Below are 12,177 nucleotides of genomic sequence, written 5' to 3' on the forward strand. Positions count from 1 at the left end.
GCGGAAAAGAAGGCGGCCCGGCACCCGTGAGGGTGTCGGGCCGCGGGTCTTCTCAAGGTAACGCACCGGAAGTGCTGAAAGGGTGGGGGGGAACCACTTTCAACCTCGCTTCGATGCGTCCCGGGCTAACCTTTAGCAGGTGCCATGCCAGCGCCCGTTCGGGACGAAACTCTAGAGTTCTCAGGCACTTGGACGACCGGGCAACACTCCCACCCCCGCCCTTCCCCATTGCAGCCCTGAAATCGCGTTTCAGGGATGAAAACAATCAACGAATTCAGGAGGTTGGTTTTTTCATCCCTGAACGGCGGTGATTTCGGATCTGAACTCGCACCGGGAGGCGGGTGGGAGTTCGCTGTCAGGCTATTCGCGGGCACCGGCGGGGGGCCGCAGGTTGAGCCGCTTCATCTTCCGCCACAGCGTGGTGGAGGAGACGCCCAGCTCGTCCGCCACGCGGGCCAGGTCCACGCCGTGGCGCTCCAGGGCCTGGACGATGGCGCGGCGCTCCGCGTCCTCCACCACCTCCGCCAGCGTGGGGCCCGTGGCTTCCGCGCCGCCAGGCCGCGCGGCGTCGGTGGGGGGCAGGCCCATGGCTTCAGGCGGAGACGAGGCCGCGGAGAGCACGCGGCCCTGGGGGCGCAGCGGGAAGTCCTCGGGGAGCAGTTCGTCCCCTTCGGCGAGCGCGGCGGCCTGCTCCACCAGGTTCTCCAGCTCGCGCACGTTGCCGGGGAAGCTGTACGTCATCAGGTGCTCCACGGCGGTGGCGGTCAGACGCCGGGTCCGGGGGCTGCGGGCGTTGGCGCGGTCCAGGAAGTGCTGCGCGAGCGCGGGCACGTCCTCCAGGCGCTCGCGCAGCGGGGGCACGCGCAGGAGCACCACGTTGAGGCGGTAGTAGAGGTCCTGGCGGAAGCGCTTCTCCTTCACCTCCAGCTCGATGTCGCGGTTGGTGGCCGCGGCGATTCGCACGTCCACACGCAGCGCGGTGGACTCGCCCACGCGGCGCACCTCGCCGTCCTGGAGCGTGCGCAGGAGCTTGGACTGGAAGGTGGGGCTCGTCTCCGTCACCTCGTCGATGAAGAGCGTGCCGTTGTCCGCCTCCTCGAAGAGGCCGCGGCGCGTCTTCACCGCGCCGGTGAAGGCGCCCTTGGCGTGGCCGAAGAGCTCGCTCTCCAGCAGCGTCTCGCTGATGGCCGCGCAGTTGACGGGCACGAAGGGCTGCTTGCTGCGGCGGCTGTGCGCGTGGAGGGCGCGGGCCACCAGCTCCTTGCCCGTGCCGCTCTCTCCCTGGATGAGGACGGTGGCGTCGCTCTGGGCCACGCGCAACAGGCGCGTGGTGAGCTCCCGCATGGCCTGGCTGCGGCCCACCAGCGCGGACAGGCCGTGGCGTTCGTTGAACTCCGTGGCCAGGTTGTCCACCGCCGCCTGGAGCCTGGCGCGCTCCAGGGCGCGCTCCACGCGGTAGCGCAGCTCGCCTTCCTTGAAGGGCTTGGTGACGTAGTCGTAGGCCCCCAGGCGCATGGCCTCCACCGCGCTGTCGATGGAGCCGAAGGCCGTCATCATGATGACCTGGAGGCGCGGGGCCACCTCCAGCGCGCGCCTGAGCAGCGTGAGCCCGTCCATGGGCTCCATCTTCAGGTCCGTGAGGAGCAGGTCCACGCGCTCCTGCGCGAGCAGGCCCAGGGCCTCCTCGCCGGTGGCGGCTTCGTTGACGGTGTAGCCCTCCGCGCGCAGGAGCAGGGCGGTGGTGGCGCGCATGTTGCGCTGGTCGTCCACCACGAGGATGCGGCCTCGGGGAACCGGAGTGGTCGCGTCGGTCATGAGAGGGACTGGGGCTGCGTGAGCGGCAGCCAGAAGGTGAAGGTGGTTCCGCGTCCGGGGGCGCTCTCCACGGCGATTTCGCCGCGGTGCTCCTCCAGGATGCGCTTCACCACCGCCAGCCCCAGGCCAGTGCCCTGGGCCTTGGTGGTGAAGAAGGGTTCGAAGACGCGGTGGAGCAGCTCCGCCGGGATGCCCGGCCCCTGGTCCATCACGTCGATGCGCAGCTGCTCCCGGCCTCCATGCGTGTCCCGGCGCCCGCGCACCCGGACCTCGCCGCCCTGGGGCATGGACTGGATGGCGTTGACGGCCACGTTGAACAGGGCCTGGCGGATCTGCCGCCGGTCCATGGGCACCGCGGAGAGGCCGGGCTCCACCTCCACGGAGATGTACACCGGACGCTCCGTGAGGGCCTGCGCCCGCGCGGCCTCGAAGGCGTCCTGGAGCACGCGCAAAAGGTCCTCCGGCTGGAGCACCGGGTTGCGCGGGCGGGTGAAGTCCAGCAGGTCCGCCACCATGCGGTTGAGGCGGTCGCTCTCCTCCGCGACGATGTCCAGCAGCATGGCCGTGTCCCCCCCGGGGTTCATGATGCGCCGGAGCGTGGCCACCGCGTTGAAGATGACGCCCAGGGGGTTGCGCACCTCGTGGGCGACGATGGCGGACAGCTCGCCCAGCGCGGCGAAGCGCTCGCGCTTCACCATCTCCGCGCGGGTGGCGGCCAGCTCCGCGTAGCTGGCCCACAGCGATTCGTAGAGGCGCGCGTTGGCGATGGACAGCGCCAGCTGGCCGCACGTCGCCTCCGCCAGCTCAATCAGCTCCGGGCCAAAGGGGCGAGGGCCGCGCACGTCGTCCACCAGCACCACGCCGATGAGCTCCTCGCGCGACGTCAACGGCAGGCCCAGGAGGGCTTTCTCCCCCAGCCGGTCGATGAGCACCGCGCTCACGGAGGTGCTCGCGGACGCCAGGTCCTCCACCGCGATGGGCTTGCGCTCCAGCGCCACGCGCGCGGCCAGGTCGTCGCTGTCGAGCGGAACCACCACCGTGCGGAACAGGTCGCGGTGGGTCGCCGACGCCGCCGCGCCGCGCAGCACCTTGGCCTGTTCGTCGTAGAGCAGGATGAAGCAGTTGGACACGTCCAACAGGTGCACCAGGAAGTCGGACGCGACGTCCAGGATGCTCGCCGTCTCCAGCACGCCGGACGTGGTGCGCGCCAGGTCCAGCAGCAGGCGCGTCTCCGTGAGCTGGCGCGCGGACTCCGCGCGGAGGCGGCGCTGCTCCAGGAGCGTCACCAGCAGCTCCGCGAGCGTGGACAAGAGCCGCGCGTCGCGCTCGTCGAAGGGGCGCTCCTTCGCGCGCAGCGCCTGCACCACGCCCACGCTCTCCCCTCCGCGGGTGAGCCGCGCCGCCGTCCCGCTGCCCAGGCGGCCCTGGGACAGCGTCTCCAGCGCGCGCCCCTGCGACTCCGAGGACAGCACGCCCCCGTCCTCCCGCAGCGACGCGGCCAGCAGCACGCCGGTGGCCCGCACGGCATCCGCGTCACTCCCCTCCTCCAGCCCCACATGGGCGGAGAGCCGGGGGGCCTGCCCCGGTTCGGAGACGACGTGCAGCGCCACCGCGCGGGCCTGGAGCAGCTCCGCCACGCGCGCGAGGAACGTCTCCGGCGGCGGGGGCACGGGCTGCGCCACGAAGCGCGCCATCTCCGCCACGGACTCCACCTCCCAGCGGCTGCGCGCGCCGTCCGCCTGGAGGTGGGCATCCGCGAGCGCCGCGCCCACCACCTTCGCGAACAGCGTCAGCACCGAGCCGTGCCGGGGCGCCACCCACGGGCCCGCCACCCAGAGCACCTCCGACTGCGGCCCGCCCACCGGCAGGTACGCGTGCGTGGGCTGCGCCTGGTCCGCGCCGCCGAACACCGGCCGCCCGTCCGACAGCGCCTCCAGCGCCAGGTGCGTGTCCGCCGGCAGGGACACGCCGTCACGCACCAGCCACCGTGTGCCGTCCCAGCGCAACAACCGCGCCCGGAAGCCCGCGGCCTCCAGGCCCGCCAGCGCCACGCGCCGCACGCCCTCCTCCGAGCGCGCGGACACCAGGCCCGCGGTCGTGTCCACCAGCCGCTCCGCCACCGCCAGCTCCCGGGGGCGCTCCGCGACCACCATGCAGCTGAGCAGCAGCGCGAAGCGCCCATCCTCCATCCGCAGGGGGTTGGCCTGCGCGAAGAGCTCTCCCGACACGCCGTGGACGCTGAGCACCTTGTAGAGGTGCGGACGTCCGTCCAGCGGCGCGCCGGTGGCCAGCCGCTGGAAGCGGTCCCCCATCCGGCTGCGGTCCTCCGGCTGGATGAAGTCCAGGAAGGAGCGGCCCTCCACCTGCTCCACGGGCAGCCCCAAAAGCCGCGCGTAGGCGGCATTGGCCACCCAGACGCGCCCCTCCCCCTCCAGCACCAGCATGGGCTGGGCGAAGGGCTCCACCAGGGCGCGCAACTCCTGCTCGTTGTAGGCCTTGGCACTCATCCGCGACGCAGCACCCGTTTGTCCCCCACCCGTAGCGTCACCTTCTCCCTGTCGAAGTACTCCGACAGGGGGATGGTGAACTTGCGGCTCTGGCCCACCAGCTCCTTGAAGCCCTGCGTGGAAATCTCCTTCTGCTCCTTCAGGTACGTCACCAGCCGTCCTCGAAGGTCCTCCAGCGCGCCCGCGTCGAAGCACAGCTCCTCGCTCACCCGCACGCCGGTGCCCGACGACACCAGCACCTTCAACAGCTCCTGCAGCTTCGCGGGCGGAAGCCCCAGCTTCCGCGACAGCTCCGTGACGGTGGGCGGCGCGAGCCCCGCCGCGGACAGCTCCGCGGACAGGCGCGTGCGCGCGGCCTCGTCGCCCAGCGTGAGCGTACGGCCCCGGCCCTTGAGGCGCACCAGGTCCTTCTCCGCCTCCACGCCACTGGAGTCCACCAGCGCCTGCACCACGCGCTGGAACAGGCGCACGTCCAGTTGGGCGGAGAGCCGCTGACGGAGCTCCTCGCGGGACAGGCCCTCGCGCATGGGCTCGCGTTCGTGGAACGCGGCGAGCAGCGCGAGCGAGCGCTGGCGCAGTCCTTCGAACACGTCCTGCGCCACGTAGAGCCGCCGGTCCCGGTCCACCAGCAGCACCTGCCCCTTCGCACCCAGGAGCTCCAGCGTGCGCGTGAGCACCTTGGGCGAAAGCCCCGAGCGGCCGAACAGCTCCGTCTGCGTGAGCCCCGCGTAGCCCGCCTGCCTGAGGAGCCACCCCACCTGCCCGGCCGCGTCCGCTTCCAGGAGCGGACGCACCACCGAGGACGCACCCTTGCGCCGGCGCGGCGGCGTGATGGAGAGCACGCGCCCCCCGGCCACCGTGGCGCCCCGTCCCGGCAGCGCGCGCGAGCCGCGCAGGATGAAGCGCTGGCCCACGAGCGCGCCCACCGGCGACTCCAGCCGCAGCTGCGCGAGCCCCGTCTCTCCTGGCGCGAGCGACTCCAGGTCCAGCAGCGCCACCGTGGCCTCCACCTGCGCGGTGCCCAGGTGCAGCAGCAGCTTGCGGCGCTTGGGCAGCGGCACTTCCGCGGCGGGCAGCAGCGTCAGCTCCACGTCCAGCATGGACGTCTCCGGCAGCTCGCCCGCGCGCGTGAGCACCATGCCCCGGTGCACGTCCTCCGTCTGCACGTCCACCACGTTCACCGCAGCGCGCTGCCCCGCCTCCACGCGCGCCACCGCCTGGCCGTGCACCTGCACGCCGCGGACGCGGAAGGGGCCCGGACGCGCGCCAGCCCCCAAGGGGAGCAGCGACACCGCGTCGTCCACCGCCAGCGCTCCAGACAACAGCGTGCCCGTCACCACCGTGCCGAAGCCCTTGATGGTGAAGGCCCGGTCCACCGGGAGGAACACAGGGCCCTCCGCGGGACGCCGTGGCAGTGCAGCGCCCGCGCTCGCGAGCGCCGCCTTCAGCTCCGGCAGGCCCGCCCCCGTGCGCGCGGACACCGGCACCACGGGCGCGGTCTCCAGGAAGGTGCCGGCGGTGAGCGCGGCGAGGTCCGCCTCCACCAGCGCGCGCCAGTCGTCGCCCAGGCCCTCCAGCAGGTCCGCCTTGGTGAGCGCGACGACGCCCGCCTTCACGCCGAGCAGGCGGCAGATGTCCAGGTGCTCGCGCGTCTGGGGCATGACGCCTTCGTCCGCCGCGACCACCAGCACGGCCAGGTCCACGCCGCCCGCGCCCGCGGCCATGGCCTTCACGAAGCGCTCGTGGCCGGGCACGTCCACCACGCCCGCCACCTGCCCGTCCGGCAGCGGCAGGTGGGCGAAGCCCAGCTCCAGGGTGATGCCCCGCCGCTTCTCCTCCGGGAGCCGGTCGGTGTCGGTGCCCGTCAGCGCCTTCACGAGGGACGTCTTGCCGTGGTCGATGTGCCCCGCCGTCCCGATGATCATCGCCGCGTCAACGCCCTTCGGCTGGACTTCAGGCCCCGGCCTTGTCCGGGTCGTCGTCGAAGTGCGCGTCGCCCATCACCGGCTGGTAGTCCCACGGGAAGACGAAGAGCGAGTCCGTGGACAGCCCGGCGAAGTCCGGCGTGAAGCCCTCCGGCCGCGCGATGAGGCACGCGGTGCGGAGCTCCTTCGCGCCCACCTTCTTCGCGAGCGCCGTGGCCAACTCCAGCGTGTCTCCGCTGGATGCGATGTCGTCCACGATGAGCACGCGGCAGCCCTTGATGGCCGGGGGCATCTCCCCGCTCACCTGTGGCTGGCCGCGCTCCTGGGTGCGCTCGGCCTTGTCGCGGCTGCGGCGGCTGATGCGCACGGGGTAGAACGGGCAGCCGAGCGCGCCCGCGAGCGCCCCACCCACGTACACGCCGCCGTGGGCCACGCCCACCACCGCCTGCGGCTCCCACGCCTGACGGATGGTGCGCGCCAGTTGCTGCACCTTGCGGTCGAACTCCGCCCACGACAGCTCCACCACGCCCGTGGACTTGTGCCGGGACTGGTCGCGGCCGGTGGGTTGGCGCGGGGCCTCCACTTGAGGCGCCAGCACCATGTCATTGGGAATGGAGACGAGCTTCTCCGCCCCGTCCTTCTGGGCGGCGGAGGGCACGGCAGACTTCTGGGAAGGGTTGCGCTGGTCCTGGGACTTCGGCGGCGCTGCCCGCTTGATGGCCACGGCGAAAGCTCCGGGTGAGGTGCGGCCCTGTCATATCCCGAGCACCGCGACCTCGCCACAACCGCCGCGCCTGCTTCCACGGACGGTGTGAAGCGCTGAATCATCCCCGCCGCGGAGGCGGATGTCTGTCTTCAAGACAGCGGGGCCACGGGTCCGGTGCCGGGGTGCCCCCCCTCACGTCAGGCGCTGCCCTCGGTGAGCATCTGCTGGATCTCCGCGCCGGGGATGACATAGCGCGTCGTGCAGAACTGGCAGGTGGCCTCCGCCTGGCCCTCCTTCTCCAGCAGGTCCTTCAGCTCCTCGCGGCCCATGGCGAGCAGCGCGAGCTTCACGCGGTCGCGGCTGCACGAACAGGTGAAACGCAGCGGATAGCGGGACATGATCTCCAGGTCCGCCTCCGGCACGAGCGAGCGCAGGAGTGTCAGCGCCCCATCCTGCGCGTGCGCCTGCACGGCCGTCTGGAACTGCGCCTTGAGCCGGGTACCCAGCGCCTTGAAGGCGTCCCTGTCACCGTCGGGCAGGGGCTGCACGAGCAGGCCCACCACGGTGGCGAGCGGATCCTCCTGGCCGTCCACCAGGCCGGGCAGCTGCGCCAGCATCAGGTGCGAGGGCACCTGATCCGACTGGTGGAAGTAGCGCTCCAGGTCCGCCACCAGGTCGAAGTGCTCCAGCTCCACGGACGAGCGGTAGTACTCGCCGCCGCCCTGGTCGCGCAGCACGGACAGGAAGCCCTGGTTCCCCAGCACCGGGCGCCAGTGATAGCGCCCCTCCGAGCCGGTGTACTCCACCAGGGTGTTCTTCACGTAGCCGCGCACGACGCCGTTCGCGTCGCCGTCCACGAAGAGGCCTCGCAGGGGGCCGTCGCACTCCAGTTGCACATTGATCCGGGAGTCCGTGCCCTTGCGGAGCGACCCCATGAGGGCGGCGGCCGTGAGGCCCTGGGACAGGAGCGCGGCGGAGGCCGGCATGCTCTGGTGCGTGGCGCGGGCCTGGCGGGACAGGTCTCCGGTGGTGGCCAGCACCAGGCGCAGGTCCGACGCCTTCAACAATCCACTGACAAGCTCATCAGGCATAGGGCTGGTTAGCGTGCCCCACCCGTTCGCGCCCGCCAACGGAAGAGGGGCTGGAACGGGACGCCCGCCTGGCGGCCAGCAGTCAGGGCGGGGGGCTGGCATCGCCAGGGCTTATGAGTCGGTGTTCCCCGGCTGGCACGGGCGGGTGCGGAAGAAATCCAGCCCACGTGACGGAACGGCTATAAACCGCTGGAAGGCCGTATCACCCAGGCCCTGACTTGGGCTCGCGGGGGTCCTCACCCCACCCGTCCGCGCGCCCCGCTGGAGACTCGATGAGCACCCAAGCCACCGCCGAAGCCATCACCGACCGGAACCCCCTCTTGAAGTCGCGGCTGGGGTCGTTCCTCGCAGTGGTGCCCCTGAGCATCTGGGTCATCAACCATCTGTGGGACAACCTGTCCGCCTTCTACGGCGCGACGGCCTGGGAAAAGTCGGTGACGGAGTACGCGAACCCGTTCGCCCAGGCGTTCACGTTCATCATCGTCATGCTGCCGCTACTCATCCACACGGCGTGGGGGCTGGTGCGCATCTTCACCATGAAGCCCAACAACCTCGCCTACAACAACTACGGCAACCTCAAGTACATCGTGCAGCGCGTGGCCGGCCTGGGCGTGCTCGCGTTCCTGGGCGCCCACATCTGGCTGGCCTTCCTGCAGCCGCGCCTGATGGAGGGCCACGCGGAGCCCTTCATGGATATCGCGCGGGAGATGCACTACCACGGCCCCACGCTGATGGTTTACCTGCTGGGCACGCTGGGCACCGCGTACCACCTGGCCAACGGCCTTCAGACCTTCGGCATGGGCTGGGGCATCCTCGCGAGCGACCGCTCCATGCGCCGCTTCGAGCCCATCTCCATCCTCATCTTCCTCATCCTGCTGGCCATGTCCTGGGGCGCCATCTACGCGCTCTACACGGCGGGCGCGGCGTACGGCCCGGCGGGCCTGGACGTCGGCTGAAGCAGGTCTGAAGAAGCGCCGGGGTCGTGAAGTCCCGGCGCCTTAGAACACGACCGGCCGCCCCTGACGTCCAGGAGCGGCCGGTTCGCTTTTCAGGGGGATGGCCCCAGGGCGTTAGAACGGGATGTCGTCGTCCGCGCCGCCGTGGTTGCCGCCCATGCCACCACCGTCATCCATGGGAGGCGGCGGCTGGCCGAAGTCGTCACGGCCCTGTGAGTAGCCGCCGTTGCCCTGCTGCTGCCGGCGCCCACCGCCACTGCCGCCGCTGTAGCCCTCACCGGCGTCACGGCCGCCGAGGAAGGTGACAGAGGTGGCGACGACCTCGGTGGTGTAGTTCTTCTTGTTCTCCTTATCCATCCACTCGCGCGTCTGCAGACGGCCTTCGACGAAGCACTGCCGTCCCTTCTTGAGGTACTCGCCGCACAGCTCCGCGAGCTTTCCCCAGACGACGATGCGGTGCCACTCGGTGCGCTCCTGCTTCTGGCCGTTCTTGTCGTTCCAGCTCTCGCTCGTCGCGATGCGGAAGTTCGCCACGGCCTGACCGCCCGGGGTGAAGCGCACTTCGGGGTCCGCCCCGAGGTTGCCGATGAGAATGACCTTGTTCACGCCTCCAGCCATGTTTCCTCCCGATACCTGACCCCTCTAGGGCCAGGAACAAACCTGCGAGGCCACACGCCCCGACAGGTCCTTCAGCCCATAGCATCCACCACTGACATTCCCCGGGCCACTAAACGGCCAGGGGTGCCGGGGACGCACGTCCGCCTGCTCCCCGGACAGGAAGCCTCAAGGATTCCGGGGTGTTGGCGCGGGCTGGGATGGACCGGGAGGAAAGGCCGCCCGGACGCCTGCGGTCCGGGCGGAGAGGCGCGGCGGAAGAAGCCCTACCCGCCCGGGCGGAGGACGCCGGAGGCAGGGACCACGTTGGGCGTGGCGGACGCGGGGGCGACCACCTGGACGGGCTGGGCGCGCTGGGAGGTCCGGGCCTCGGCCGTCTTGGTGCTGAGGGTGGAGTCCAGCCCCTTGGCGAAGGCGACGAGCTGGGGGTCCGTCCCGCCGGAGCCCAGCTTGCGCAGGGACTTCCAGAAGGGGTGGGTGGTGTCCCCGGTCTTCACCAGGCCCTGGGCCAGGAGCGGCACGGTCGCGTCGCGTTCCACGGTGCTGGCGGTGCGCAGGGCAACGATCAGCTCCTCGGGGGCCGTGCGGGCCACCTCGCCCAGGCCGTCCGCGAGCTCGTCCTGCGCCTCGATGTCACGAGCGGCGCCGGCCGCGCGGCACAGCTCCAGCACGCGGGCCAGGGCCTCCGTGTTTCCGCCGGAGGCCAGCTCCACCATGCTGCTCACGCCGGGCACGCCCACGGACAGGGCGTGGGCCACCTGGCGCAGGCGGCCGTAGACGTCGTCCGTGGCGGAGTAGCTGTCCAGCAGCGTGCGGGTGCCCAGGTAGTCGTGCGGGTTGGACTGGTAGAGGCTCTCCGCCAGCACGGCGCGCACGGCGGGGTCGCGCTCGCTGCGCCACGCGGTGCGCAGGAAGCCGATGTTGCGTTGATCGCGCTGCTTGCCCAGCTCCAGGTAGGTCTTCACGCGGTTGGCGATGTCCGGCAGGCCGCCCTGGGGCTTCTGGCCTTCATTGAGGGAGGCCAGCGCGTTGTCCGGGCCCAGCGTGGAGCCGGTGGCGGCCACGGCGGCGCCCAGCGCGTCCATGCCCGCGACGACGGGGCCGGCGCGGCCCGCGTAGTCGTTGACCATGATGGAGAAGGAGAACTTCTCTCCGCCCGCGGACTGCACGTAGCCGCTGAGCGCGGAGACGCCCTCCAGGGTGCCCGTCTTGGCGCGCAGCCGGCCCACGGCGTCCGTGCCGTCGAAGCGGTACTTGAGCGTGCCGTCCTTGCCGGCGATGCCCAGCGAGGACAGGTACTCCGGGGCCAGCGGGAAGCGCTCGAACATGTGGCGCAGGAGCCGGTCCACCTGGGCGGTGGAGAAGCGGTTGGCGTCGTTGAGACCGCTGCCGTTCTTCATCACGTAGGTGCCGCGCGGGATGCCCACGTCGCGGGCCAGGAACTCCTCCACCACGTCGATGCCCTTGGCGAACGAGCCCGGTGAGCCGCGCAGCTCCGCGCCCATCGTCTTGAGGAGCGTCTCCGCGACGAAGTTGCTGGACAGCTTGTTGAGGCGCTTGAGGACGATGTCGAACGTGTCCGACTGGGCGACGTGCACGACCTTCGCGCGGGACGGCGTCAGGCCCAGCTTCACCTTGCCCTTCACCTTCACGCCGCGCGACACGAGCAACTGCTTGAGCGACCCGCCGAAGTACAGGGGCGGGTTGTCGATCTTCTTCCAGACGCTGACAGCGCCGCGCTCGTCGGGGACCTGGCCCTTGACGACGATCTTCTGCTTGTCGCCGTACGCGTCGGACTTCACGGACACGCGCCGCGCGCGGCCGGGGCCGCTGGTGACGGTGTTCTCCACGACGAAGAAGTCGCTGGGCGGCTCCATGTCCACCACGGCCTTGCCGCCGGGAGCGGCGCGCACGTAGACGGCGACCGCGTTCCAGTTGAGGCTCACCGCGCCGGTGGGCGCCATGTACGCGCGGTCGGAGTCCTCCTGGTCGTAGCCGGGCGGGGTGCGCTCGGCGTCGAACCAGGAGTCGTCCACGACGATGTCCTGCACCTCCTTGAGGCCCGCGTGGAGCAGCTCGGAGGTCATGCCGTAGAGGCGCTCGGTGGTGACGGTGGGGTCGCCCTTGCCGCGCACGTAGAGCGTCTTGACCTTGCCGTCGGCGGGCATCTCCGCCTCGACGAGGAACTCCGTCTCGTAGCGGAACTCCGGCCCCAGGGCCACGAGCGCCGCGGAGGACGTGATGAGCTTCACGTTGGAGGCGGGGTTGAGCAGTTCGTCCGCGTTGTGGCTGAACACCACGGTGCCGTCGTCCAGGCTCTGCATGTGGACGCCGACGCGGCTGCTCTTGAGCGCGGTGCGCTGCATCACCTGCACGAGCGCGTTCTTCAGCGCCTCGCGTTCAGCCTTTTTCTCGGCGGACGGCGACGCGGCCAGGGTGGCGGAAGGGAGCCACAAGGCAATGGCGGTCGCGGCCAAGAAGGGTCTGGTTCGAAAAACCTGCACGCACGCTCCAGGGAAGTCGCGATCCATTATGAAGAAGGGACGAAAGGGGCGGCAAGGG

Annotated in this window: 8 protein-coding genes; 1 reads left to right on the forward strand and 7 read right to left on the reverse strand. The window is 71.0% G+C overall.

The annotated features are described in order from the left end of the window. Positions 1–360: 360 nt before the first annotated feature. The 5 genes from D7X30_RS06750 to D7X30_RS06770 form a co-directional block, all read right to left on the reverse strand. Positions 361–1,815 carry a sigma-54 dependent transcriptional regulator gene (locus D7X30_RS06750; RefSeq protein WP_120562020.1) on the reverse strand — a complete coding sequence of 485 codons (1,455 nt, stop codon included), beginning with the start codon at positions 1,813–1,815 and terminating at the stop codon, positions 361–363. Continuing rightward, complete coding sequence (locus tag D7X30_RS06755; RefSeq protein ID WP_120562021.1) at positions 1,812–4,322, reverse strand: ATP-binding protein; 2,511 nt, start codon at positions 4,320–4,322, stop codon at positions 1,812–1,814. Before D7X30_RS06755 ends, D7X30_RS06750 begins: the two co-directional genes overlap by 4 nt. Next, a complete protein-coding gene (gene selB / locus D7X30_RS06760) occupies positions 4,319–6,247 on the reverse strand; it encodes a selenocysteine-specific translation elongation factor (protein ID WP_120562022.1) in 1,929 nt (642 codons plus the stop codon). The genes D7X30_RS06755 and selB overlap by 4 nt, the downstream gene beginning before the upstream one ends. 28 nt (positions 6,248–6,275) lie before the next feature. Further along, complete coding sequence (locus D7X30_RS06765; RefSeq protein WP_120562023.1) at positions 6,276–6,971, reverse strand: phosphoribosyltransferase; 696 nt, start codon at positions 6,969–6,971, stop codon at positions 6,276–6,278. 179 nt (positions 6,972–7,150) lie between these two features. Then, positions 7,151–8,044, reverse strand: a complete 894-nt coding sequence (locus D7X30_RS06770; RefSeq protein WP_120562024.1) for an Hsp33 family molecular chaperone HslO — start codon at positions 8,042–8,044, stop codon at positions 7,151–7,153. 272 nt (positions 8,045–8,316) lie between these two features. On the opposite strand from D7X30_RS06770, the gene D7X30_RS06775 reads away from it, so the two are divergent. Next, entirely contained in the window at positions 8,317–9,000 is a 684-nt protein-coding gene (locus tag D7X30_RS06775) for a succinate dehydrogenase (RefSeq protein ID WP_120562025.1), read from the forward strand. A 114-nt stretch (positions 9,001–9,114) separates the two neighbouring features. Here the strand turns inward: D7X30_RS06775 and D7X30_RS06780 are convergent, their stop codons facing one another. After that, entirely contained in the window at positions 9,115–9,618 is a 504-nt protein-coding gene (locus D7X30_RS06780) for a single-stranded DNA-binding protein (RefSeq protein ID WP_120562026.1), read from the reverse strand. 263 nt (positions 9,619–9,881) lie between these two features. After that, on the reverse strand, positions 9,882–12,119 hold the full coding sequence (gene dacB / locus D7X30_RS06785) for a D-alanyl-D-alanine carboxypeptidase/D-alanyl-D-alanine-endopeptidase (RefSeq protein ID WP_120562027.1): 2,238 nt from the start codon (positions 12,117–12,119) through the stop codon (positions 9,882–9,884). Positions 12,120–12,177: the final 58 nt, after the last annotated feature.

It is taken from the genome of Corallococcus sp. AB011P (assembly GCF_003611605.1).
Lineage (GTDB): Bacteria > Myxococcota > Myxococcia > Myxococcales > Myxococcaceae > Corallococcus > Corallococcus coralloides.

Excerpts from the sequence above, each read along its gene's own strand:
- D7X30_RS06750 (WP_120562020.1), bottom strand. The coding sequence starts at position 1,815 with ATGACCGACGCGACCACTCCGGTTCCCCGAGGCCGCATCCTCGTGGTG.
- D7X30_RS06775 (WP_120562025.1), top strand. The coding sequence starts at position 8,317 with ATGAGCACCCAAGCCACCGCCGAAGCCATCACCGACCGGAACCCCCTC.
- D7X30_RS06755 (WP_120562021.1), bottom strand. The coding sequence starts at position 4,322 with ATGAGTGCCAAGGCCTACAACGAGCAGGAGTTGCGCGCCCTGGTGGAG.
- D7X30_RS06770 (WP_120562024.1), bottom strand. The coding sequence starts at position 8,044 with ATGCCTGATGAGCTTGTCAGTGGATTGTTGAAGGCGTCGGACCTGCGC.
- D7X30_RS06780 (WP_120562026.1), bottom strand. The coding sequence starts at position 9,618 with ATGGCTGGAGGCGTGAACAAGGTCATTCTCATCGGCAACCTCGGGGCG.
- selB (WP_120562022.1), bottom strand. The coding sequence starts at position 6,247 with ATGATCATCGGGACGGCGGGGCACATCGACCACGGCAAGACGTCCCTC.